Annotated in this window: 21 protein-coding genes and 2 riboswitches; of the genes, 20 read left to right on the forward strand and 1 reads right to left on the reverse strand. The window is 43.2% G+C overall.

From position 1 onward, the window contains the following. Window positions 1–118: 118 nt before the first annotated feature. The 8 genes from acsA (at window position 119) to K8O68_RS07110 (ending at window position 8,701) form a co-directional block, all read left to right on the forward strand. Window positions 119–1,834: an acetate--CoA ligase gene (acsA, locus tag K8O68_RS07075; protein WP_230896225.1), complete on the forward strand. Its 1,716-nt coding sequence runs from the start codon at window positions 119–121 to the stop codon at window positions 1,832–1,834. A 133-nt stretch (window positions 1,835–1,967) separates the two neighbouring features. Then, entirely contained in the window at window positions 1,968–3,284 is a 1,317-nt protein-coding gene (locus K8O68_RS07080) for an L-lactate MFS transporter (RefSeq protein ID WP_230896226.1), read from the forward strand. A 429-nt stretch (window positions 3,285–3,713) separates the two neighbouring features. Further along, window positions 3,714–4,829, forward strand: coding sequence for an ABC transporter substrate-binding protein (locus K8O68_RS07085; protein WP_230896227.1), 1,116 nt, complete (start codon window positions 3,714–3,716; stop codon window positions 4,827–4,829). 3 nt (window positions 4,830–4,832) lie between these two features. Continuing rightward, the gene (locus tag K8O68_RS07090) at window positions 4,833–5,924 is read left to right on the forward strand and encodes a FecCD family ABC transporter permease (RefSeq protein WP_230896228.1); all 1,092 of its coding nucleotides are present in this window, start codon (window positions 4,833–4,835) and stop codon (window positions 5,922–5,924) included. Between the two features lie 15 nt (window positions 5,925–5,939). After that, a complete protein-coding gene (locus K8O68_RS07095; RefSeq protein WP_230896229.1) occupies window positions 5,940–6,746 on the forward strand; it encodes an ABC transporter ATP-binding protein in 807 nt (268 codons plus the stop codon). Further along, a complete protein-coding gene (locus K8O68_RS07100; protein WP_230896230.1) occupies window positions 6,721–7,578 on the forward strand; it encodes a class I SAM-dependent methyltransferase in 858 nt (285 codons plus the stop codon). The genes K8O68_RS07095 and K8O68_RS07100 overlap by 26 nt, the downstream gene beginning before the upstream one ends. Beyond that, window positions 7,575–8,318, forward strand: a complete 744-nt coding sequence (locus K8O68_RS07105) for a class I SAM-dependent methyltransferase (RefSeq protein WP_230896231.1) — start codon at window positions 7,575–7,577, stop codon at window positions 8,316–8,318. Before K8O68_RS07100 ends, K8O68_RS07105 begins: the two co-directional genes overlap by 4 nt. Further along, entirely contained in the window at window positions 8,315–8,701 is a 387-nt protein-coding gene (locus K8O68_RS07110; protein WP_230896232.1) for a (2Fe-2S) ferredoxin domain-containing protein, read from the forward strand. The genes K8O68_RS07105 and K8O68_RS07110 overlap by 4 nt, the downstream gene beginning before the upstream one ends. Before the next feature lie 190 nt (window positions 8,702–8,891). On the opposite strand, the gene K8O68_RS07115 is transcribed toward K8O68_RS07110, so the two are convergent. Then, window positions 8,892–10,625: an ABC transporter ATP-binding protein gene (locus tag K8O68_RS07115; RefSeq protein WP_230896233.1), complete on the reverse strand. Its 1,734-nt coding sequence runs from the start codon at window positions 10,623–10,625 to the stop codon at window positions 8,892–8,894. Between the two features lie 706 nt (window positions 10,626–11,331). Further along, window positions 11,332–11,431, forward strand: a riboswitch (cyclic di-GMP riboswitch). A gap of 30 nt (window positions 11,432–11,461) precedes the next feature. Between K8O68_RS07115 and K8O68_RS07120 the strand changes: the two genes are divergently transcribed. The 12 genes from K8O68_RS07120 to K8O68_RS07175 all read left to right on the forward strand — a co-directional run bounded on the left by K8O68_RS07120 (window position 11,462) and on the right by K8O68_RS07175 (window position 23,999). Beyond that, complete coding sequence (locus K8O68_RS07120; RefSeq protein WP_230896234.1) at window positions 11,462–11,587, forward strand: anti-repressor SinI family protein; 126 nt, start codon at window positions 11,462–11,464, stop codon at window positions 11,585–11,587. A 185-nt stretch (window positions 11,588–11,772) separates the two neighbouring features. Beyond that, window positions 11,773–11,961 (forward strand): hypothetical protein, encoded by a 189-nt coding sequence (locus K8O68_RS07125; protein ID WP_230896235.1) that lies wholly within the window; start codon window positions 11,773–11,775, stop codon window positions 11,959–11,961. 509 nt (window positions 11,962–12,470) lie between these two features. After that, on the forward strand, window positions 12,471–13,127 hold the full coding sequence (locus K8O68_RS07130; protein WP_230896236.1) for a vitamin K epoxide reductase family protein: 657 nt from the start codon (window positions 12,471–12,473) through the stop codon (window positions 13,125–13,127). A 127-nt stretch (window positions 13,128–13,254) separates the two neighbouring features. Then, a riboswitch (guanidine-I (ykkC/yxkD leader) is annotated at window positions 13,255–13,353 on the forward strand. Window positions 13,354–13,420: 67 nt separating this feature from the next. Continuing rightward, window positions 13,421–14,266, forward strand: coding sequence for a DMT family transporter (locus K8O68_RS07135; protein WP_230896237.1), 846 nt, complete (start codon window positions 13,421–13,423; stop codon window positions 14,264–14,266). A gap of 409 nt (window positions 14,267–14,675) precedes the next feature. Continuing rightward, window positions 14,676–14,954, forward strand: coding sequence for a hypothetical protein (locus K8O68_RS07140; RefSeq protein WP_230896238.1), 279 nt, complete (start codon window positions 14,676–14,678; stop codon window positions 14,952–14,954). Beyond that, on the forward strand, window positions 14,885–15,727 hold the full coding sequence (locus K8O68_RS07145) for a tetratricopeptide repeat protein (protein WP_230896239.1): 843 nt from the start codon (window positions 14,885–14,887) through the stop codon (window positions 15,725–15,727). Before K8O68_RS07140 ends, K8O68_RS07145 begins: the two co-directional genes overlap by 70 nt. A gap of 90 nt (window positions 15,728–15,817) precedes the next feature. Further along, entirely contained in the window at window positions 15,818–16,360 is a 543-nt protein-coding gene (locus K8O68_RS07150; protein ID WP_230896240.1) for a hypothetical protein, read from the forward strand. Between the two features lie 141 nt (window positions 16,361–16,501). Beyond that, window positions 16,502–16,795 carry a M20/M25/M40 family metallo-hydrolase gene (locus K8O68_RS07155; protein ID WP_230896241.1) on the forward strand — a complete coding sequence of 98 codons (294 nt, stop codon included), beginning with the start codon at window positions 16,502–16,504 and terminating at the stop codon, window positions 16,793–16,795. Between the two features lie 141 nt (window positions 16,796–16,936). After that, window positions 16,937–17,203, forward strand: a complete 267-nt coding sequence (locus K8O68_RS07160; protein ID WP_230896242.1) for a hypothetical protein — start codon at window positions 16,937–16,939, stop codon at window positions 17,201–17,203. A gap of 520 nt (window positions 17,204–17,723) precedes the next feature. Beyond that, window positions 17,724–18,941, forward strand: coding sequence for a DUF6361 family protein (locus K8O68_RS07165; RefSeq protein ID WP_230896243.1), 1,218 nt, complete (start codon window positions 17,724–17,726; stop codon window positions 18,939–18,941). After that, entirely contained in the window at window positions 18,934–20,703 is a 1,770-nt protein-coding gene (locus K8O68_RS07170; protein ID WP_230896244.1) for a phospholipase D family protein, read from the forward strand. Before K8O68_RS07165 ends, K8O68_RS07170 begins: the two co-directional genes overlap by 8 nt. Beyond that, window positions 20,700–23,999, forward strand: a complete 3,300-nt coding sequence (locus K8O68_RS07175; protein ID WP_230896245.1) for a DEAD/DEAH box helicase — start codon at window positions 20,700–20,702, stop codon at window positions 23,997–23,999. Before K8O68_RS07170 ends, K8O68_RS07175 begins: the two co-directional genes overlap by 4 nt. Window positions 24,000–24,015: the final 16 nt, after the last annotated feature.

Raw genomic sequence — 24,015 nt, forward strand, 5'->3', positions numbered from 1 at the left:
TGAGAGAAAACTAGTATCCGTATTTGAATCATTCGTGATTCATTTTTATTTTACGCGAAATGTAAGCGCTTCACTTATTTTGGAAGTCCACTAATTATTCAAAGAGGAGGCAATATTAATGGAGTCAAACGTATTAACCTCAACAAATTCAAACGGGAACTTAAGGAATTATGACGAGGTCTGCGACTCATTTGAATGGTCACAAGCGGAGAAAGCATTTTCCTGGTCTGATACAGGCCTTGTGAATATGGCACATGAAGCAATTGATCGGCATGCTGATTCTGATAAAGGGAATAAAGTGGCTTTATATTATTCAGATCAACATAGAAAAGAAGAATATACGTTCAAAGATATGAGAGATTACTCCAACAAGGCTGGAAATGTCTTAAAGGACAGCGGGGTTACAAAAGGGGACAGGGTATTTATTTTCATGCCTCGCTCTCCGGAACTTTATTTTCTGCTTCTCGGAACTATTAAGCTGGGTGGAATTGCCGGGCCGTTATTTGAAGCCTTTATGGAAGGAGCTGTAAAGGACCGCTTAGAAGACAGCGGGGCCAAAGTGCTTGTGACAACACCTGAACTGCTCGGACGCGTTCCGGTTGATGAACTGCCGGAGCTTGAAAAACTGGTCATTGTTGGTGACGACGTCAAAGAAGATGACAAAACAATAGATTTCCACCGTCAATTCGAACAAGCGAGCAGCACGCTGGATATCGAATGGGTTGACCGTGAAGACGGGATGATTCTTCATTATACATCTGGCTCTACGGGCAAACCAAAAGGCGTTTTACACGTTCATAACGCCATGATTCAACATTATCAAACTGCTAAGTGGGTGCTCGATTTAAAAGATGACGATGTGTACTGGTGTACGGCAGACCCGGGCTGGGTAACAGGCACATCTTACGGTATTTTTGCCCCATGGCTGGCAGGGGTGTCAAATGTGATCAGGGGAGGGCGCTTCAGCCCTGAAGACTGGTATCAGACTCTCGAAAATCATAAAGTAACCGTTTGGTATAGTGCTCCGACCGCCTTCCGGATGCTCATGGGTTACGGCGATAAAGCCCTTGCCAAATACGATTTGTCTTCATTAAGACATGTGCTGAGTGTGGGTGAGCCGTTAAACCCTGAAGTCATTCGGTGGGGAATGCAGGCGCTGAATTTGAGAATCCACGATACGTGGTGGATGACGGAAACGGGCGCCCAGGTGATTTGTAATTACCCTTCGATGGAAATCAAACCAGGTTCCATGGGGAAACCGGTTCCTGGAACAGAAGCGGCCATAGTTGATGACGACGGCAATGTCCTTCCACCTAACAGCATGGGAAATCTCGCCATTAAAAAGGGCTGGCCATCGATGATGAGAGCCATTTGGAACCGTCCGGAAAAATTCGAATCGTACTTCCTTGCCGGGGACTGGTACGTGTCAGGTGACTCCGCCTACATGGATGAAGAAGGCTACTTCTGGTTCCAGGGGCGTGTGGACGATGTCATCATGACATCTGGTGAACGAGTGGGTCCTTTCGAAGTTGAAAGCAAACTTGTTGAACATCCGGCTGTAGCTGAAGCTGGGGTTATCGGCACACCGGATCCGGTCCGGGGGGAAATTATCAAAGCCTTTATTGCTTTACGGGAGGGCTATGAATACAGCGAGGAACTGGAAGAAGAAATCCGTACTTTTGTGAAAAAAGGGCTGTCTGCACACGCGGCACCAAAGGATATTGAATTTAAAGATTCCCTGCCGAAAACGCGAAGCGGAAAGATTATGAGAAGAGTGTTAAAAGCATGGGAGCTTGATTTGCCGACAGGTGATTTATCTACGATGGAAAAGTAAGCTTGTTCTGACAAAAATGCAGGGATCACCAGCGAAAGAGTTAAGCTCGGTGATCTTATGGTTAAAAAGCGCATGACCTTGTTTCAAGACCTGGGACTATAGATATAAAAAAACACCCGAGGGAGGAAACAGAATGAAGGTAACTAAAAACAGATGGCTCATCGCGTTATCAGCGATCTCTATTCACCTTTCAATAGGAGCTGCATATGCCTACAGCGTCTATACGAACCCTATTCGCGACGCAGTAGGCTGGTCTACGACAGGAATTACCTTATCCTTTACAATTATGATGGCACTCGCCGGGATAGCTGCCGCATTTTTCGGCCCGTTCGTTGAGAGAAACGGGCCGAGAAAATCAGCGATGATTGCAGCTATTCTGTTTGGATTAGGACAAGCTGGAGCGGGTGTGGCCGTTGCGGTGGATTCGTTGCTTCTTTTTCTGCTCACATACGGCTTTGCCAGCGGATTAGGCATGGGGATCGGCTACATCGCGCCTGTTTCCACCCTCGTGAAATGGTTTCCCGACCGCAGAGGATTGGCAACAGGGATGGCTGTATTAGGATTTGGTGCAGGTGCCCTGATTACTGCACCTATTGCAGCGAGCTTAATGGGGTCCATTGGTATTTCAATGACCTTTTATATTTTAGGGATTAGTTACTTTATTCTTATGGTCATAGGGGCTTCCTACATCGCCAGGCCTCCTGAAGGCTGGATGCCTGAAGGAATGGAAAAGGATATTGCTTCCGGTAAAAAAACAGTGAAAAAAGATTTATCACAATTAACAGCTAGAGAAGCGGTCAGAACAAGACGTTTTTGGATGTTATGGAGTATGATGCTCATTAACGTGACTGCTGGGATCATGATGATTTCTGTCGCCTCCCCTATGGCACAGGAAGTGGTTGGCCTGTCAGCAGCCGGAGCAGCGACAATGGTAGGGATTATGGGGATCTTTAACGGAGGCGGAAGGCTTGGCTGGGCAGCCATATCTGATTATGTCGGGAGACCAGCCGTCTTCATCACGTTCTTTGTGCTTCAATTAATCGCTTTTATTACCATTCCAAACATCACAAATATTTTACTGTTTCAAGCGCTCGTTTTTATTGTCGTCAGCTGTTACGGCGGCGGATTTTCCAACTTGCCAGCGTTCATTGGCGATTTGTTTGGAACGAAACAGCTCGGAGCCATTCACGGCTATCTTTTAACAACCTGGTCGTTGGGGGGAATTTTAGGCCCGTTATTAGTCTCGCAAATTAGAGAAGTAACTAACAGTTACATTCCCGTGTTCTATGTCTTTACAGGACTAATTACAGTCGCTTTCCTGCTCTCTATTTTCCTTCAATTAGATATCAAAAAAATCGAGAAGGAAAAAGAGGAGACACAGGAACAGACTGCACGGCCAAAATCTGTTAATAAAAAACTGGTTCACTCCGTTCAATATAATGAAAGATAATCAGAGTGAAAGCTGAAAGGTTTTAGCCCTGGTGATCGGAATGGTTTGCAGAAAGCACTATATTGAATGAAAGACCCAATTCTTCGTCTTGACGGAGGGTTGGGTCATTTTTATATTTGGAGAGTTCTGTTTGATGAAGTTAATACATAAGCCTTGTATCTCTTAAATAATCCCCATAATAACAGTCGCATTAGTTGTAGTTTCATAAAAAAGTATGAACAAAAACGAAACAGAGGCCCTTTTCATTTTATATGAGAATGTTCATTCTGTTTCGTTTTTAATTTGATTTTTTTTGCCATTTATTCATTAATATCAAGATAGTTAAAGACAAGGAAACTATAATAGGCAGTTTACAAACAAAGAAAAGTATAATACAATTCAAATCGTAATTATTACGATTTATATAAATTTAAATTGAGGAGGGTTATTTTGAAGAAATTTCTAATCATAGTTGTGCTCTTTCTTCTAGCTGTTATATTCGTCGCCTGCAGCAGTGAGGAGCCAGCTGAAAGTCAGCCTGAAGAAGAGCAAAACCAACCAATGACTTTTGAAGATACAGCAGGATCAGAGTTTACACTCTCGCAGCCTCTTGAAGAAGTGGTGGTGATTAACCGTAACGTGGCTGAGGCTTTGAGTGTTCTCGGTGTTGATGACAGAGTAGCAGCAACTGGAGACACTACTTTGGAAAATAATGCCTACCTTGGTTACGATGACCGCCCGGATGTGGGACGGACATCAGAAGTTAACCTGGAAAAAATTATAAGTTTAGAACCAGATGCGGTGATTACATATACGAACCGTCCGGATGATGCACTCGAAAAAGCACTTGAACCTGCAGGAATTCCAGTTATCAGACTTAATCATTATCTCCCTGAACAAATGGACGAGGAGATGAGGTTGTTAGGCACCCTCTTTGATGCTGAAGAACGTGCTGAAGAGTTTCTTGAATGGAAACAAAATATTGAGGACCAACTCGATCAAAGGGTTTCTGATATTCCGAAAGAAGAAAAGCGAGAAGTCATGGCGCTTTCCGTTGGTTTTTTAAATTCAGAAGGCGGCTATCGAATTTTCCCAAGTGAAACGACAGAGGGGGATCCAGGGGTTGGAGAAGGATATGCCACCATTATGGCTGGCGGCAAGGATGCTGCTGATGTTAAGTGGGATGACAGTGAAGAATCAACGACAGTTCTTGTAGATGAAGAATATGTACTGGAGCGAAATCCCGAAGTACTTACTCTGCATGGCACATGGCTTGGAGGATACGACACTCAGAGTGATAAAGAATTTTGGGAAGTTTATGAAAACATCATAGAAAACACGTCTGTGTCTCGTCTGAAAGCTTTTGAACAGAAGGACATTTTTATTTACCATACTAATTTCATAGGATCGGATAAACGTTATATCGGCGTTCTTCAGCTTGCTAAAGATCTTTATCCAGACCGATTTTCCGATGTGGAACCGGAAGATTACGCAAGAGAATACTTTGAAGACTGGCTTGGTATAGACTACAGCGGAACATGGATGTTTTCCCCAAAGGATGAATAAGAAGTGAAGTTAACGTACGCAAAGGAATCCCCGCCGGTGGAACGGGGAGACCATTACTTTTTTGAAACAAAGAAAAAGATTTTCCAGCTGACGGTGCTTTTCCTTTGTCTGATCGGTACAATTGTTCTTTCTGTCAGGCTTGGAACAGTATCTATGACAGTGGCGGAACAGGCTTCAATGGTTTTGCAGCTGCTCACTGGTGAGGCCTTCAGCACAAACAGTTATATTGTTTTCCATATCCGGCTTCCGAGAATTGTAATGGCCATTATAACTGGAATGGCGCTGGCCTGTGCCGGTGTCATTATGCAGGCTCTTTTACGTAATCCACTTGCCAGCCCATTCACATTGGGAGTTTCAAGTGGGGCTGCATTTGGCGCAGCACTTGCCATCGTCCTGGGCGCTGGTGTATTTGGCATAAATGTTGTCACTGGCGGACAGTGGCTTATTGCAGCAAATGCTTTTATATTCGGCTGCCTGGCTGTATTTGCGGTTTATGGCATCGCTCAAATCAGGAAGGGCTCTACAACCGTGCTTCTTCTTGCTGGTGTCGCTATTGGCCAGTTATTCTCAGCCGGGGTGAGTGCGATTCAGTATTTCTCATCAAATGCTGCTCTAAAGGATCTCATTGTATGGCTTATGGGGGGATTTTGGGGAGCGGAATGGCAGGTTATTCAGTTTCTCCTTCCACTGACAGTTATTGTTTTCCTGTTCTTATGGAAGCTGTCATGGGATTTAAACACGCTGTCTTCCGGAGAAGAAGTGGCTTCTTCACTTGGTGTTAACGTCAGGAGGCTCAGGCTTACAGCCCTGGTTCTATCAACATTGCTTGCCTCTTCTACTATTGCATTTACCGGCATAATCGGATTTATCGGTTTGGTAGCGCCGCACATCAGCCGAATGATCATTGGCACTGACAATCGCTTTCTTCTTCCGTGCTCCTGCCTCATTGGTGCGATTCTCCTGCTGCTATCAGACACAGTGGCTCGTACAGTCCTGTCTCCTGTGGAAATTCCGGTAGGCATCATTACGTCGCTTCTTGGTGCTCCGTTTTTCATCTATCTGTTATTGCGGAAACAAAAAGATTATTGGTCATAGGAAGGAGAAAAACAGTTGTTTGAAGTTAAAGATCTTTCTTGCAGACGAAGCGGCAAAGATATTCTTTTAAATGCGTCCGCTACTTTTTATGAAGGAGAGGTCACAGCCATCATCGGTCCTAATGGAGCAGGGAAAACGACGTTGCTAAAGTGTCTGGCGGGATTCTTAAAGCCCTCCCGGGGGGAAGTGATGTTAAACGGCAAGCCCCTGTCATCCATCTCTCTTAAAGACAGGGCACGGAAAATCAGTTTTGTCCCTCAAGCGACCAGCCCGGCTTTTCCTTTAACCGTATTTGAAATGGTAATGCATGGACGCCGGCCCTATGTAAATTGGGGCATCGGAAAGAAAGACCGTCGCATTGTAACTAATCTTTTGAAAAAGCTTCATATTGAAGAGCTTTCAGGGTGTTTTTTAGATGAAATCAGCGGGGGACAGAAGCAGAAGGCCGCCATTGCAAGAGCATTGGCTCAGCAAACCGAAGTGATCCTCCTTGACGAGCCGACGTCTGCACTTGATATCCGTTATGAGTATGAAGTTCTTCAGATCGGCAGGGACTTGGCAAAGAAGGAAGGACGTACGGTGATTATGGTGCTCCATGACCTGGAACTCGCAGCCCGATTTTCAGATCGAATCGTTCTCGTTGATAATGGAAGGATCTTTTGCCGGGGGAAGCCTGATGAAGTCATGACACAAGAGCATTTAAGAAAAGTGTATGAAGTAAACACAGTCATTGAACAAGGAACAGCAGGAATGAAGGTAACCGTAACTTCTCCTGTAAAACGAGGTGGTGAAATTAATGAGACAGTCATCGATAACAGCTGATTTAAATTTTGAAAAAAGGTGGCAGGAAGGGATTAAAGACTGGAATGGCAACATTCCGAAACGAATGACCGATGATCACTCGGAGGAGGCGTTCTGGGCAGAATTTCTGGAAAAGAAGACTGTTGGAGAAATAGATCCTTATTCTGCACCGCTGCGTGAAGTGATTCTGTCTCTAATCAAGGAAAAAGATCGCGTGCTTGAAATCGGACCAGGCTGGGGGAATTATACCTTTTCACTGCTGAATAAGGTCAGCGAGCTGACGGTGGTAGATTCCTCAGAATCCGTTCTTCAATTTATTTCTAATATGGCAGGAGACAAGTCCCTTCAGACGGCACACGTAAAATGGGAGAACTTTAAAAGCAACGATTCATTTGATGTGGTGATCGGTATTAACTGCTTTTACCGGATGTTTGAAATTAAGAAAACTATTTTAAATATGGACAGGCATTCAAGCAGACTGTGTATTGCAGGAATGACAACCGGCCCCCTCGCGCCGCATTACTATGTTTTAGAAAACCAATATGGCTATAAGATTAAACACCCGAGGCGTGACTATATCCACTTTCTTCACCTTCTTTATGAATGCGGTATTTATGCAGACTGCAAATTAGTCCCGTTAATGAGAACAGCGAGCTATGATTCACTGAAGGATGCCGCTCAGGAAGAAAGCAGTAAGCTTTTGTCACAGGAGGTAGACCCTGATCATGTGATCCAGTCATTGAAGCCTTACCTTAAAAAGACCGGGCAAAAGTATGTGTACGAGCAGCCATTTTACGGCGCACTTATTACATGGAAGCCGGGGATGTCATCACAAATGGACTCAATGACATGAGTGCATGGTATGAGAGACATTTCCAGGAAGATTATCTGACTATATATAAACAAAGAGACGAGCAGGCACAACAAGAGTTAAGTACGCTTCTTACCTACCTGCCAGATGTTAGGGGGAAGCGCGTCCTTGATCTTTGCTGCGGTTATGGCCGTCATTCGAGATTCCTGGCAGAACTTGGGGCCAGGGTTACGGGAGTTGATTTAAGTGCGGCTCTTCTTAAAGAAGCTCTTGTTCGGACCGTAAATGTACCAGTTCAATACATGAGATGTGATGTCAGAAAAGTCCCTATGCAGCGTGAAATGGATCTGGTGGTCAACTTATTTACAAGTTTTGGTTACTTCAATACAGAAAGGGAAAACGAGGCTGTATTTAAAAGTGCGTTTAAAGCACTGAAACCAGGGGGCTTCTTTCTGTTTGACTATTTGAACCCCGGATTTGTAAGAAATACCCTTGTGCCCTTTAGCAAGATAAAGGACGAAGACAAGGAAATCACCCAGTACCGGAAAATTGAAGATGGCAGTGTACACAAAACCATTATTATATCTAACCTGCGTACAGGTATGGAAAAACGGTATGAGGAGAAGGTGAAACTTTACAATATGGCAGCACTTAAAAAGATGGTTGAGAGAAGCGGACTTGTTATTTTGCATACTTTCGGTGACTATACCGCCTGTCCTTTTCATGAGGAGAATACTCCAAGAACCATTTTCATTTGCCAAAAAGGAGATGTTGACGAATGACAACATGGGATTTATCACAAACAAAAAGTCATATTCTAATTTGTAATGGAGGCTCGTGTAAACGGCAAGGTGCAGAGGAACTAACCAATTCCCTAAGAGAAGAGATTAGCAGACGCCAGCTAAATACAGATATACACACAACAAAGAGCTATTGTAATGGACGTTGTCAAGATGCCTGTGTGGTCACTGTTTACCCCGAGGGCACCTGGTACAAAGATCTGTCTGAAAGCGACGTGAAGCCTTTTATTCAATCTCTGCACACAGGTCAAACATATGAGACAAAAGAAAGTTTACACTTTAACCAAGAGGGGTTTCAGCCAGTTAATGATACTATTGCTAAAGGTATGCCAAAGGATTTGGAACAAAAAAATTTTAAAAAGTAATGATTAAAACAGCGGATATCAGTTTCAGCACCTAGAAGTATTTTTAGAGGAGACCGTAAAACCGTCATTCTGATTATCTATGCAGAATGACGGTTTTTAATTTTTAATTAAGACATGGTTAAAGAGGTAATCAAAGATACAAATGAAGAAGGCAGCGGGGTTAGTCCTCCTGTGTTAACCCCCCCCCCCATCACGTCAACTGCTGTTCGGCGAATTCCCGGTATAGCGCATGCGACTGGACGAGTTCTTTGTGAGAGCCCATTCCAGTAATGCGCCCTTTCTCTATGAACATAATCTTATCGGCATTCACAATCGTCGATAGCCGATGGGCAATAACAAAGGTGGTTCGGCCTTCCATGAGCCGAGTTAAGGCTTGCTGGACGATGGCTTCCGACTGGCTGTCGAGGCTCGCTGTCGCTTCGTCCATCATGAGCAGTTTCGGGTCTCTCAGAAAGGCCCGGGCAATGGCGATCCGCTGCTTCTGTCCTCCGGAAAGCTTGACGCCGCGCTCACCAACCTCTGTATCGAGGCCTTTCGGAAAGGACTTAATAAATTGTTCCGCATAAGCCATTCTCGCCACTTCCCACAGACGCTCGTCATCGATCGCCTCATCTTCCATCCCGTAGCATAAGTTTTCCCGTATCGTCCCTGCCATCATCGGACTGTCCTGCGACACGTAGCCGATTTGTTTTCGCCACGACGCGATCGACAGGTCTTTAATCGGTGTGTTTCCGATAAAAATCTCGCCGGAAGTCGGCTCATAAAAGCGTTCGAGCAAGCCGAACATCGTTGTTTTGCCGCCTCCGCTCGGTCCCGCAAAGGCCACCATCGTTCCCGGCTCCACATCAAAGGTCACATCCTTTAACACCGGCTCTTCATGACTGTAGCCAAACGACACATCGCGCACATGCACAGGCTGGTTTGAGATGTCCATGTCTTTGCCTTCCTGACCGGGTTCCTCTGTCACGTCCAGGATGCTGATAATCCGTTCCGTGGCACCTTTCGCCTTTTGAAGCTGCGTGAAAAACATCGTAAACGATGTAATTGGAAAAACGATTTGGAACAGATAAAGTAAAAACGCGACGAGCGACCCGGTCGTCATCGTGCCTTCGGCCACCCGTATCCCGCCGTACCCAATAATGACGACGATCACGGCCATCACCACGAGATACATGAGCGGTGCAATCAACGCAAAAATGCGTCCTTCTCTTAACCCGTAGGAAAGCAGGCTGCCAATTCCGGATAACCCTTTATCCTGTTCCGCTTCTTCAGCGTTGGAGGCTTTCATTAAGCGGATTTCACTCAGTGTTTGCTGTACGCTTCCGGTAAACTTAGCTGTTTCATCCTGCAGGCCGCGGGAGATTTTGGACATCCGCCGGCCAAGAGGGATCATAAACAGCACAGTAATGGGCACTGAAATGAGCATTAACAGCGTCATTCTCCAGTCCATCACCAGGAGAATCGTGACAGCCCCGATAATCGTAATAATCCCGCTGATGAACTGTGGGAAATGCTGTGAAATTAAGTTTTTAACAATCCCCGTATCATTCACGACACGGCTGACCGTCTCGCCGCTCGTCTGTTTATCGTAAAAATGGACAGGCAGCCGCAGCAGTTTGAACCACATTCTTTCACGCAGGCTGGCGACAATTTTTTGCCCGGTGTAAACAAGCGCATAGGTAGATATCCCGTCAGTGACGGCCTGCAAAATAAAAACTCCGATAATAATAGCAATAAGAACCGGATTTAACGCATCAACCGAAAACCCGTCGACCATCTCCCGTGTCAGAAGCGGGATCGTCAGACCCACCAGTGTCGTAACGAGACTCCCAACAAGCCCGATCGCCAACGCCAGTTTCGGAATGTTGGCCGATAAAATAAGAGAGAAAAACGGTTTAAGTGATGTCTGCTGTTCGTTCGTCATAAGCTGGCTCCTTTTATGTGACTAAGGCTTAAAGCGTCAGGAGGCGCCCCCCTTTTTTAAAGCCTTTTTATAAAAAATATAGTTAATGTTCAATGTCATATGTCCTAACGCTACTATATACAAAAACAGGAAGGCGGTCTATTTTAAAGCATGCACGGATGTGGAAGGATACTTTCTTCACTTCCACTCCTTTTAAAATTTAGAATGAAGTTATTTAAAGCCGGTTAATGGGGGCGGGGGTATAAAAGCGAGGGTGAAACAGGGGGGGAGGTGACTATTTAGGCTGGCACTCATTTATCTAATGCGGCTAAATATATTTTATTAAATGCAGAAAACGATACATAAAAAAATCATTTAAGCCTAAAGAATTAGGATTATATAACTACTAAATGGGGTAAACAGTCTGTACATAGTAGTACTTTTATTGTAAACTTATTTTAGTGTCATTATTTTCCATAGTTAGTTGGCAATTGGCTGAAAGAGAGTACAAAGGCTCTTTTTGCATAAGTTGTTATTTTAGAAGAAGGGGGGACTGTTATTTGCCAGACTCACTCTGCAGATGATTTAACGATATAAACGGATGTCTCTTCCACAAGGTCAGCTTCGGGGCAGAGAAGCAAAATGAATTCTAACAGAGCCGCCGCAGCAGCGGTCCTTTAGAAAACAGCCATTATAAAAAAACAATATATACGACGCGTTTTATCCTCCTCGATAAAGGCAAACCTGCTGAAAAGCAGGGGCGCAAAGTTACGGGTCTAATGAATTGTTTTTTAAAGAAATAATTCGATGACAGCCGGACTGCCTGGCAGGGTTAGGTTTGAAAGGGGGAAGCTGGGATGCTGAAGGTTAATGAACCTTTAATTGAAGAAGAGTGGGTACAGTTAATTAATCGTGCGCGGGAGATGGGACTTTCACCAGAGGAAATCCGGGCTTTTTTGAAGGAGAACACGAAACAGAATTAAATTGATGCAGGACGAGACCCCGATGCTAAAACAACCCGGCACCGGGGTTTTTCTGTTGATCAGAAATAAATCCTCTCATCCTTTACTCCACTGGCCCAGATACACCTGCTAACACATTCAAGTTTACTATTTTGATGGTAAAATAGAAATTAAATATGAATGCGATAGAAAAGAAGGTGATTGCCGTGAGTATAAGGGAAACGATCGACGTCGATTATGAGTGGAAAGGGACGACAAACACGTCCTTGCATGTGCTATACCAGGACGATGTCTGTTTATGCTACAACGATAGCAACGAACGCATCTCAACCTGCAACAGAGACGAATTACTTACCTTCATTAAAGACTTACAAGAAGGGCAATACGCTAAATAAGGGTACCGGCAGGGCTGCCCTCCTGCTAAGGTTCAACCTGGAACATCCATCGTTTCCTACTAAGGGATAATAGTAATTTTTTTACCTGTTTTTATCGCATCCTTTTATTTGATTGAAGAACGAAAGGCGGCGACTCCGATGGGATAAGCGCAGTCTGAAAATCCATTCTGACGATGCTTCGCTGAGTCAGAATTAGTTGAAGACAAGCCCCGCGCTTGTCCCCGTTTAGGGGGGAAAGCGACCGCCGGTAGTGATGAGATCGTGAGATATCTTACTTTTCTTTAAAAAAGGCTGTTGAGAATATTTTCTCAACAACCTAAGACGGCTTAAAAGGAAGCCGTCTTTTTCCATGCCCTCATTTACTCATTTATCTCAAATTTCCCCGAATAACAAGCAAACAACAAATTTATTTAAATCTGCTTGACATACCCCTTATGGTATTTTATAATTCCATTATACCCATTAGGGTATATAAAAATAAAAACACAAACATTTTTGGAGGGGTAACGATGAATGAAATGTTACAAGAAAAAACATTTCCTTTTGGAAAAGAAGTCAAAGAAGAAACAACCAGTGAAATAACTTATGAGTACGGAGCCGCCGTACCTAAACTGTTCGCAGGATTCACAGCCGTGGCTGCCATCGGCTGGCTGGTAAGCATATTCCTGAGCGGCGTCCATTTCTGGGTACTGCCACTACCAGCAGGCTTCGAAGTCGCAGGAACACCATGGGCCGTCATGACCAGTGAATTCGCCTATGTACTCGGCATTCCATTAGCTCTATTCGGCGCATTTTATTACCTGACTGTATTAGTCCTGTCAGCCATGTGGTTTCACTCACGCCACCCATTAGTCCTTAAAGTATTAACGCCAATGACCGCGATCGGAGTCATCGCTTCAGCAGTCTTTGTTTATCTGCAATTATTTGTTATCGAAGCTATCTGCCCATTCTGTATGGTATCCGCTGGAGCAACAACGATCCTCTTTACACTCGAATTAATCATGCTCAAGAAAAGCAGCCTGCCGTCACTGCGCCAGCTGATCCGCAACGCACCCGCTGCCTTCGACCGCAAAGGCGTCACATGGATGCTCTTTATGTTCGGCGTCTCATCACTAGTCGTACTAGGCTTCTGGTTCGTCACACTGCTTCCGGTAGCCAACCTGTAAAATACTTAACCCTTTATGGGAAAAATAGAGTCATAACGTGCCGGATCCCGCTGTTTGACCGCAACGGGGCCGGCATTTCCTTTGACACCACGATTTTAAGTATATTAAACTTACGGGAAACGACTACTTAAAGGTTTTCTAGGGTTCCGCGGCATATAGGGCCGGCCAGGTCCGAGAGAAAACCCGCAGCAAAGCTGTGACACGGAGGGACAAAAGCCCGGGAGAAACTATTTCACATAGTGTTCTCCCGGTTTTTTATTTGTCAGGCGGATGCTGCACAGGAGGTTATGAACATGGCATTAGTATACGGACTAGTTACAGCAATGGCATTCGGAGTGGGTGATTTTCTCGCAGGGCAGGTGACCAAACGCGTCCCTACACTGCTCGTCGTCCTTTACGCCCAGCTCGTCGGCGTAATGATGATGCTGCCGGTTGGGTTAATGAGCGGCCAGGCGGCCAGTGTCGATGCGTTCATGTGGGGATCACTGGGCGGCTTGTCACTCGGAATCGGCTTTCTATTTTATTTCAGCGCCTTGTCACGAGGAAAAATGGGGGTCGTCTCTTCCGTTGCGGGGATTCTGTCAGCCCTTGTTCCGGTCGCCACGGGTCTGGCTATAGGCGAACGTCCCGGAGCCGGGGCGCTCATCGCCGTCGTTTTAATTGCACTGGCCATCATCCTGATTTCAAAAAAAGAACCGGAAAAACAATCGGCCAGTCAAGCCGGTTCAGCGGTGCTCATACAGGCGGCACTGGCTGGCGTCCTGATCGGTCTGCTCTTCGTCTTTCTTCACATACCGGCAAACGACGAGAGCATGTGGACGGTATTTTTCACGATGACAGGTGCTTTCACAGCCGTGGCGGCCTTACTGATTTTCCGGAGAGCAAATATATTTGATATCAACAAAAAAGCCTGGATCTTTATACTGGGGAACGGTTTCCTGCAGACATTCGGTGCCGTAACGTACGTTCTGGGAGTCAGTATCGGACTCATGTCCATCGTGGCCCTTGCCGGTGCCCTGTCACCACTGTTCACTCTCATCTGCGCCAGACTGTTCATCAGTGAACGCCTGAACCGCCTCCAAATCGCAGGCGTTGCTCTGGCACTTACAGGTATTAGTTTGCTGGTGGTTTATACGTGATCACACCTGTACCGGTTTAACGTCACTTTTCCGTTTCTTTAGAGTTTTTACTATTACTCCACCACCGAAAGCTCCCGCTTTTTCATATTCTTAATTTTATATGTATATAGGTTGAAATGACTTGGACTGCAGATAGCTCTTTCCTTATGTAATGACGGTTTCTTTTGCTTATGCTCAGCGAGCAGGTGTAAAAGGGTCGTCATTTTTTAGAATCAAAGGCTATAGCATACAAAGGACTTACAATGAGTTGAAATAAATAATCGATGCTACATGAGAAAGGGAGGTTTGTGACTATAACAAACGTTCCGATAATTATCTTACCTTTTAAAACCAAACAGCCAGACCCGTGATAATATCTGTTATGCCTCATGGTAAAATAAGGATATAAATGAAGGGGAGGACGAGGAGAATGAGTTTGAGAGATAAGACAATAGAAGAACTGGAGGCAATGTTGTATGAGGCGGGGGAAGAAGAGCCGGGGGACTTAAATTCAGGATACTGGTATATCATTTTTATACATGAAGTACTTCATAATAAATATGTCTTGCAGGCTAAACGGACAGGAGATGAAACAGATCAGAATATTGTCCAATATTCTAAAAAGAAGCTTATTTCCGAGTGGATCGATTACGGGACTTATTTGAAAAAAGCACGACAAAGAGGGAGACAGATGCAGAAAGGACGCTGAGGAAAGTACTGAAGTATGAACCATCTCACCCAATGGCGCATTACCGGCTCGGTTTTCTGGCATATAAACAACAAAATTACAAACGCGCCAGCCTTCATTTTGACACAGCGCTCGTATCGACGGGCGATTTCGGGAAATACAACCTGAACAGCCAGCAGCGTTTCCAGACTAATATGTACTTAGTGAATGCCTTTCTTCTCCAAGCCGAAGCGGCACGAAAACAGATGATAAAGATAGCGGACGAGGAAGCCATGGATTATGAACCGCTGGCTGCCTACAAGATGTCGCAGCTATACGATCTCGTGGCCAATAACGATGCCTACCTGCAGGCACACGCATTTGTAAAACATACCCCTGATGGCAAAACAGCGTGTTCAAAGGACCACTGTGAGAAAACATTCGATAGTTTTGATAACGATCTGACCCTTATTCTGTATATATCGGACCATGAATGCAAGGTGAAGTTTTCAGACGAAAGTGATACGATTCCAATCAGCCAGGCAAAAGATTTAAAGACATTTCTGTTAGGGAGTTCAGTTGACAGGCCGGTGGAGGCCTCTGCTTTTGACTCACCGACCGGCATACCCGGGGATGAGATGAAGGAGGATACCTATTCACAACGTGTGCGGCGTTTAAACCGTAAACTCTCCCAGATTGAGGTACCGAAGCTGATTGACAGTGCCGAACGTAATAATGGACAGAGAAGACGCTATTATTACAATGGACAAGTGCCTTATATTATCATGGAGCGGGTCGCAGAAGATAACGCCTAACCACGCAACTTCATGGTATATATAGCGTTGACAGGGGTGTCAACTAAATTATGGAATAATATAAGTATCAAAGAAAGGGAGCTGATGCTTATGAAAACATGGGGGCAGTTACTTACTCGAAACGGATTTCTAGCAGAGCAGCATGGCAGCAGTGAGGTATTTTGCATGCACGAATCATTAGAGAATATGCAATTTTTAATTGACCTACTGGAAAAACTTGAAGTGGTTTATACAACTGATTGTATGACTGTCATGTTTCAAAGTGAACCCGTATCAGAGCAGGACTGGATCGAAGCTTATGAGAGAATGGCGTGCACACGGACAGAGGAGCTTTTCAACTGGGAAGACTACCGAGGTGTCAGGCTCTGTAAACTGGATGTGTATATCAGTGGGATCGTCCGCCATCTGAACAGGCTCGGTCTCCAAACAGGGATGAGCTGTGATGGTCACGGCCGCAGAAATCCGGCGATAAGGATCGTGAACGAAAGCGATATACCTCTAGCGAAGAAAGTGCTCACAGGGGCAGGGGCCTCAAGGCTGGATATCAGAGCCAAACGAATCAGTTTCAGGACAATTGACCGTACCCATTTACTCGATATTGCCGAAAATCTTTCAATCGTAAAACAGGAATGAACAGCACAGGACAGTGAATTTATCCGCAAACAGTTATTCTTTCACAAAATTGAACAGCTTCTACACATAGATGGGGCGAGCGGAAATGAAGAACATGTCCGCCGTCACGTAATGGAGAAGCTCGGGCAGCATGTTGACCATATGACAGTCGATAATGCAGGAAACGTCCTAGCGCAGAAAACATATAACTCCGGCCACGGCCCTGTTATTCTTCTGAATGCCCACCTCGATACGGTTGAGGGCTTCGCGCCGGAGCGTAAAATTATAAAGGATGGATCTCACTGGTCCAGTAGCGAAGGGATTCTTGGAGCGGACGACAGAGCAGGCACAGCGGTTGTCTTGGAACTTGCAAATTACCTCGAGCAGTCTGATTTCAGCGGCAGAGTAAAGTTTATCTTCACTGTCGGCGAAGAAGCGGGACTCGTGGGGGCGTGAAGAGTAGCCGAATATTTCCTGTGGGATGTTGATGCAGCCATCGTCATCGACCGCCGTAATACGCGTGATATAGTTACATCGTGCGGACTATTTATTTCATTTTGTCATAATGCTTACGGCGATTTCATCCGAAAAATTGCTATGAAGAGCGGTTTCGAAGGATGGCAGACCGTATCGGGAGGAAGCAGTGATACACGCATCTGGGTAGAACAAGGTATCCAGAGCGTCAACCTCTCGGCAGGCTATGAGAACGAACACACCGATGATGAAGTACTGGATGTTGATGCCACCTACCAGACATTGAAACTCGTAGAAGCCGTCTTCGCCCAAAGCAAGGACCTAAGAAGAACTTTAAACAAAATTAAAGCTGAAACCATCAGAACATCCCGAAATAGAAGTCTTGGCTAAATAAACAGAAGGTACTACAGGACTATCCGGCATGTACCTTCTTTCAACATATTTCCCTGGAAATTTGCAAATATACTGAAAAAACGACACAGTATCTGTTATTATTTAGGTATATATACCCTGAGATGATTAGATTAGTATGGTAAGCAGGTGAACTATCCAGATTTTTTCAAATACTACCGCATGAGTTTTGACCTTGTCATCGAAGGGGAAGACTCCTTAAACATTTTCGATCCCAAATACTGGGTGCCATCCAATCTTTCCACTACCTTAGGAGAAATCCATAAATACCGTGTAAGTATTCTCAGCTGCAAAACAGGAGAAAAATCAGTGAAATAAGTCTATATAATGACTCTCTGCAGAAAAGAAACGAAGAGTAGAAGTTTTTCAAGGAAGATTATTTACTGGAATATAAAACAGGAGCAGTGGTAATGATACCAGGTGTTCACAGCCAGTGGCCAGAACGATGGATAGAGGGTTTTAGTAATCAGTTTAATTGATAGTTGAAGGAGGAAATATCATGCCTCAGTCGCTGGGAATACAACTCGGTTGGATTGATTATTCCAATGAGCATAAAAAGAAAGTTTTAACTGTGCTTGATGCACTCTCAGCACCAGAAGCAGTTGACGAGCTGGGGATCGGGATAGTCAGAGATGGTTTTGCTAATATACTTTTCCCCGGAACTTCAACGATCCAGACGAGGGCAAAGTATTTCTTCATTGTGCCATATATTTTGATGGAATTGGAAAAAGAAAAAAACCTTAACCCTGAAAAACTGTTAAGCAAGCTGGTAGATATTGAAATTGATCTTATAGAAGTATTGGCACAGCAGAGCAAGGATGGGGTAATTGGGAAGCGGGCAGGCAAAAAGCTAAAAAGAAAACCCTCCAGTATTTATTGGAACGGTCTGCGAATGTACGGTATATTTAAACATCCTTCATTATCGATTGAAGGCTATGCAAAAGCTGTTACTACGTTGAAACGAGAGGAACTTTCCTTAATAAACAGTGGGTTTCAAGATAGTGAGAAGGATAGCGATGACTCAGATGTCACAATGGGTACGGGTACAGGGAGCTTTTGGAGATGTCTTCTGCCTGAAGAAAACTGGAAAAATACACTCACAATGGATCTTACATATAATGAAGCACAATATTTAAAAGAACGGATAATCAAATCCCCTTTATCTAAGGACAGTCTCTTTTCGTATGTATTAAAAAACTGTGCTGATAAGGTAATTGAAATTGCTGATTTTGATGCCATTGGGAAAACTATTGATTTACCGCTTACTATAAAAGAAGATTATGAATTAGCAAGGAAATTCAGTAATTTTATATACGGAGCAAACATACGTTACAACGTCATTTTATCAAAAGGAGAAAATAGAGAGGCTGAGTCAGCATGGGAAGAATGGTACAACAGTAACTTTGTGAGAAACAACTTTCAGGATTTTAATTATATGGAAGTAAACCAGCGGCTGGAACTCAAAAATTTAAGGTTAATCAGCTTTTTACGAAACTGGTACGAAGCTGTTCTTAACGGCAGTCTCGATGAAATAGACAGCTTAATTATCGCCAGGGAAATCGAGCTTAAATCAAAGGAGCGGGCGAAGCTGAATAACAGCCAGGTGTATGACTGGAAAGGAAAAGAATGGCTAGGCGGGAAGCTTCAGTATCGTTTTAAAAATACGAGTCGGCTTATTGAAGATATTGTGAAGGGGTTGAAGGGAGACAATGTTTAAACCAGCAGAAGATAGACTGAATTACAGCCATTTGCTTACCCCTCCTGAAGGCTATACTGTAGAGTTTGCTGCAGGTACAACCTACTCTTTAGATCTGGAAGCATTAGTAGGTATTCCTATGTCTATGTTTCTTTCTGAAGAAATGGAAAGCAGCTTTCTTGAAAATCCAATTGCTGTTCTGGAAGGGCTTCGCAGAAGTGCAGATAAATTTATTCTCTTTTCAGAGGCTGGCCAGACCAAAGTCCCTCAGAACAGTAATCTAGTTTTTTCCTTGCTGGAAACAAGTGTAAATGAAATAGCTTTAAAAAGTGAGAAGTCATTCCATCCAAAGATTTGGCTCATCAAATTTAAGAATGAGAGCAATGAGATACTATACCGACTTATTGTGTTGACGAGGAACCTTACTTTTGACCGAAGCTGGGATATGGCCATAGCTCTGGATGGCAAAATGAATAAGGAAAAGACGTCAAAAAACCGGCCTATTGCTGATTTTTTTGCTTTCCTTCTCTCCTATGTCAATAACAACAGGCAGAAAAAAGAAATTAATGCTATGATTTCAGATCTCGCTTTTGTACATTTTGAGAGTAAAGACAAACATTTTAAAAACGTAGATTTTCTGCCACTTGGGCTACAGGAATATAATATTGCTAAGACCGAGTTATTTAATACATACCATAATTTGCTAGTTATTTCTCCTTTTTTGAGTAAGGAAATGGTTGAAAAGCTGAATGAGAAAGCACTGATTAATTCTGATAGAACACTAATAACAAGAAAATCAGAAATTTCAAAACTTGATGAGAAGCTGCTGGGAGACATAAACGTATATGCTTTAAAGGATATTATAGTAGATGGAGAAGAGAACCTTAGTGAGGGTGGAGAAATAATTGAGGACTACTACAAACAGGATATTCATGCAAAAATGTACGCCAGAACTAAATATAATAAACACGAGTTTTACATCGGTTCAGCCAACTGTTCTCATAATGCTTTTAATGGAAATGTAGAGTTTCTTTTGAAGTTTGACTATGTGAAAAGGGGATTCAAGCTTATAGATATTCTCAAGGATCTTTTTGGAGAGGAAGATAGTGAGAATCCTTTTGAAAAAATCGAAGCAATCCCTGAGGAAGAAGAAACTGAGTCAGATATCATGGAAATGCTGCAAAAAACAATCAAAAAATTATGCCGGACAAACCCTAAAGGTAAGGTAAGGGAATTAAACGCCGGCTACGATCTTGAAATTCGGTTTGATTCTGTCCCTAAAGAAGCTCAGCTTATAATCATGCCATTACTTAGCGGTAAAGAAAGGAGAGTTACTCCTTATACTGTAATAAATGATCTCAGTTTGAGTGAGCTGGGGGAATTTTATATAGTTAAAGCTATTAAAGAAGAAGCTGAAGTCAAAAGAGTGATAAAAATTAACACAGAGAACATGCCGGAAGAAAGGGATAACGATATCTATAAAAGGATTATTAAAGACAAGCATACTTTTTTTAAGTATGTTGCGTTCCTCCTTTCTGATAATGCTCTCATGGCTGCTTTGGAGCATGGAGAAATTCATAAAGGGGCTGGGAAATGGGAGCAATCTTCTTTTTTTATGCCTGTTCTTTACGAGACTATGTTAAAAGCGGCTTCAAGTTCACCTGAGAAGTTAAAGGATATAGAAAGTATTGTCAAAATGATTCAAGATGACGAGATTGTCCCTGAAGAATTTTATGAGCTTTATAATACATTCCTCAAGGCTGTAAAGAAGGTGAAAAGATGATTAACCTAGCATCTGTTGAAAAAGAAATTCTTTCTGGTCTGAAAGACTTTCAGCAGGCGACTGTAGAACGTGTTGATCAGTTATATAAGGGTGGATATTCGAAGGTGCTGGTGGCAGACGAAGTGGGGCTGGGTAAAACTCTTGTTGCGAGAGGTGTGATAGCTAAAACGGCGTATCATAGCAAAGAAAATCTCAATAAGCCCATTTTCAAGGTAGTTTATGTATGTTCCAATCAGAGCATTGCAGGACAAAACCTGGCCAAGCTGAAGATAGACCAGAAAGTCACTGTCGAAGGTTTATCTGATACAAGGCTTTCCATGCAGCATTTGAAAATCTTTGAACAGCAGTACGATGAAAATATACAGGAGAACTTTATTCAGTTAATTCCCTTAACCCCCGCAACTTCCTTTTCCATGACTGGCGGCCCAGGTAATGCCAGTGAACGGGCATTAATATTCGCTGTATTAAAACGACATAAAACTCTTGCTCCCTATCTGGAAGAACTTGAAGTGTTGTTAACTGATCAGGCAGAAAAATCCTGGCCGAATTGTGCCGTAGAATACGAAGGGCGTGTGCTGGAGTGCAACCGGCAGTCAGGTGGAGAGTATATAAATGTGATGCTTCATAATATAAGCAAACATTTTTCCTTTCAGGAAAGCTTAACCAATGACCTGGAAGAGACATTTCATTCCATTAGAAAAGCAGGCTATCAGCGAGTAAAAGGTTCCAATAAAGTCATCCACCAATTAAGGATAATGATGGCAAAGATAAGCGTTGAGCTGTTAAATGCGGACTTAGTGATCATGGATGAATTCCAGAGGTTCCCTGATCTGATAAATACTGATTCAGGTAGTGAAACGGCTATGCTCGCAAAGAAGTTTTTTAATAATGATACTTCAGTCAATCCGTTAAAAATTTTGCTTCTTTCTGCTACCCCATACAAGCTCTATTCAACCCTTGAGGAAATTAACGAGAGCAAGAGTGACGACCATTATAAAGAATTCATGCAGGTGATTGATTTTCTGTTTTCGGATAATAGGCAGCTGAAAAAAGAGTTTAGAAATGTGTGGAACAGCTTTTCTTTAGCATTGAACGAAGTTACACACGAAAATTTTGCCATTATATCAGCAGAAAAGCAAAAAGCAGAGGAGTATTTATTTAAAGGTATATGCCGCACAGAACGCCTGTCAGTAAAAGAAGCAGAACAATTAGTCCAGATTTATTCTCCACAAAATCAGCTTACAGTCAGTGAGGATGATATTCTCTCTTATATGGAAGCAGACCAGCTGCTTAAAGAAATTAATCCAAAGGAAACGGTACCTGTTGATTACATAAAATCAGCACCTTATATTTTTTCCTTTATGCAGCATTACAAGCTTAAGGAGAGGATTTTCAATCATTTTGCAATAAATCCCCAGGGGATAAACCTGGCAAAAAAGCAGCGGTTATGGATCAACCGGAACAGTATATCAAAATATAAAGAGTTACCTAAAACAAATGCCCGGATGGAAAAACTAAAAGAAATAACTTTGCCAAAAGGGGCAGAGCATCTAATGTGGATTCCTCCATCGAAGCCTTATTATGATTATGGCGGGTGCTTTAAAGGTCAGCGGAACTTTTCAAAAGTTCTTGTGTTTTCAGCGTGGGAAATGGTACCGAGGGCGATAGGAGCTCTGATTTCTTACGAATCGGAACGGCGTACAGTAGGGAAGCTAATTTCTAAAACTCCGAAACAGAAAAAAGAAAACCGCAGTTATTTTGCAAAAAATCGGTTTCCTTCGCCCAGATTGACATTTAGGTTACGGGAGAATAAGCCTTCTAACATGAATAGACTTTGTTTGCTTTACCCTTCCAGAAAACTAGCTGGATTGTTTGACCCTGTAAAGTGCTTAAACGAAAGTCTGACCTTAAATGAGGTTAAAGAGAGTATTGGTGAAAAAATCGACCACCTCATGGAAGATATTAAGGAACATATTTCTGACCGTAAGGAAAGCTTGCGCCAAGATGAAAGATGGTATTATATTGCCCCTCTGCTTTTTGATAAAGCTGACGAAGAAATAAGCGGATGGCTGGAAAATCTGGATTTAACACCAATTGCGAGCGGAGAGGGAACTAATCAAAGCAAAGAAGATACGGGGGCATACCGGCAGCATTTCGAGGAGTTAAAGAAGATTTATTTTTCAGAGGATAAGATAGCTCTCGGAAAAAAGCCTAAAGACCTGAAAGAAACTTTGGTAAACATGGCACTTGGTTCTCCGGCTATTTGCGCGTTACGTATGTTTGGGATTAGTAATTCAGCTTCGCCAAAGTATGCAGTTCAGCTGGCAAAAGGGATTGTCGATCGCTTCAATATCCAGGAAGCTATTGCAATTGTAGAATTAAATTATGGGAGAGGGAAAGAAGACAAGGATGCCCATTGGCAGAACGTACTTAGCTATTGTGTTGACGGAAACATCCAGGCGATGCTTGATGAATATTCACACATGCTTCTTGAAGGAAATAATCTGAACAATAAAACAGAGCACGCGCGTAATGAACGCTTACTGGAAATTATGGTAACGACCCTAAAAACCCATACCGCAAGTTATAATGTGGACACCTTTCAGTCTTTTAAGGGTCGGGTAATGGATGAGAGGAAGAAAAGCAACAAAAAGCAGAAAGAAGAGAATGAAAAGTATATTAAAATGCGTTCAAGCTACGCTGTGGGTTTTTATGATACTAAAAATGAAGGTAGAAGCGTTCAGCGAAAAGATAATATAAGGCAGAGCTTTAATTCACCATTCAGACCGTTTGTACTGGCGTCTACTTCGATTGGCCAGGAAGGACTCGACTTTCATTATTACTGCAGAAAGATTGCCCATTGGAATCTTCCTTCCAACCCTGTGGATATTGAGCAGAGAGAAGGCAGAATTAATCGTTATAAAAGTCTGGCAATAAGGCAGAATATTGCTCATGAATATGGGAAAATGAAATTTAAGGAAAATATCTGGGATGAAATGTTTGAGCAAGCACAAATGGATGAGAAAAAAGACGGAATCTGTGAACTCGTTCCATTCTGGTCCCTCACTAAAAGCAATGCAGTAAATATAGAAAGAATTCTTCTTGCTTATCCATTAAGTAAGGATAATGCTAAATATGAGCGGTTGATAAAGATTCTCTCCCTGTACCGGCTCAGCCTCGGACAAGCCAGGCAGGAAGAACTCCTGGAATATATAATCGAGAATGACATTGACGAGGACAAACTTCAGGAGTTGTTTATTAATTTGAGTCCATATTATAAAATTAATGCTGAATAATGGTTTTTAAAAGAGT

Origin of the sequence: Salipaludibacillus sp. CUR1, assembly GCF_021028955.1 — a bacterium.
In the GTDB taxonomy this organism is placed as follows: Bacteria; Bacillota; Bacilli; order Bacillales; family Salisediminibacteriaceae; genus Salipaludibacillus.

What these genes read in the sequence shown, in the direction of transcription:
- acsA (WP_230896225.1), top strand. Translation starts at nt 119, where the DNA reads ATGGAGTCAAACGTATTAACCTCAACAAATTCAAACGGGAACTTAAGG.
- K8O68_RS07080 (WP_230896226.1), top strand. Translation starts at nt 1,968, where the DNA reads ATGAAGGTAACTAAAAACAGATGGCTCATCGCGTTATCAGCGATCTCT.
- K8O68_RS07100 (WP_230896230.1), top strand. Translation starts at nt 6,721, where the DNA reads ATGAGACAGTCATCGATAACAGCTGATTTAAATTTTGAAAAAAGGTGG.
- K8O68_RS07105 (WP_230896231.1), top strand. Translation starts at nt 7,575, where the DNA reads ATGAGTGCATGGTATGAGAGACATTTCCAGGAAGATTATCTGACTATA.
- K8O68_RS07110 (WP_230896232.1), top strand. Translation starts at nt 8,315, where the DNA reads ATGACAACATGGGATTTATCACAAACAAAAAGTCATATTCTAATTTGT.
- K8O68_RS07115 (WP_230896233.1), bottom strand. Translation starts at nt 10,625, where the DNA reads ATGACGAACGAACAGCAGACATCACTTAAACCGTTTTTCTCTCTTATT.
- K8O68_RS07120 (WP_230896234.1), top strand. Translation starts at nt 11,462, where the DNA reads ATGCTGAAGGTTAATGAACCTTTAATTGAAGAAGAGTGGGTACAGTTA.
- K8O68_RS07130 (WP_230896236.1), top strand. Translation starts at nt 12,471, where the DNA reads ATGAATGAAATGTTACAAGAAAAAACATTTCCTTTTGGAAAAGAAGTC.
- K8O68_RS07135 (WP_230896237.1), top strand. Translation starts at nt 13,421, where the DNA reads ATGGCATTAGTATACGGACTAGTTACAGCAATGGCATTCGGAGTGGGT.
- K8O68_RS07140 (WP_230896238.1), top strand. Translation starts at nt 14,676, where the DNA reads ATGAGTTTGAGAGATAAGACAATAGAAGAACTGGAGGCAATGTTGTAT.
- K8O68_RS07150 (WP_230896240.1), top strand. Translation starts at nt 15,818, where the DNA reads ATGAAAACATGGGGGCAGTTACTTACTCGAAACGGATTTCTAGCAGAG.
- K8O68_RS07155 (WP_230896241.1), top strand. Translation starts at nt 16,502, where the DNA reads ATGACAGTCGATAATGCAGGAAACGTCCTAGCGCAGAAAACATATAAC.
- K8O68_RS07160 (WP_230896242.1), top strand. Translation starts at nt 16,937, where the DNA reads ATGAAGAGCGGTTTCGAAGGATGGCAGACCGTATCGGGAGGAAGCAGT.
- K8O68_RS07165 (WP_230896243.1), top strand. Translation starts at nt 17,724, where the DNA reads ATGCCTCAGTCGCTGGGAATACAACTCGGTTGGATTGATTATTCCAAT.
- K8O68_RS07170 (WP_230896244.1), top strand. Translation starts at nt 18,934, where the DNA reads ATGTTTAAACCAGCAGAAGATAGACTGAATTACAGCCATTTGCTTACC.
- K8O68_RS07175 (WP_230896245.1), top strand. Translation starts at nt 20,700, where the DNA reads ATGATTAACCTAGCATCTGTTGAAAAAGAAATTCTTTCTGGTCTGAAA.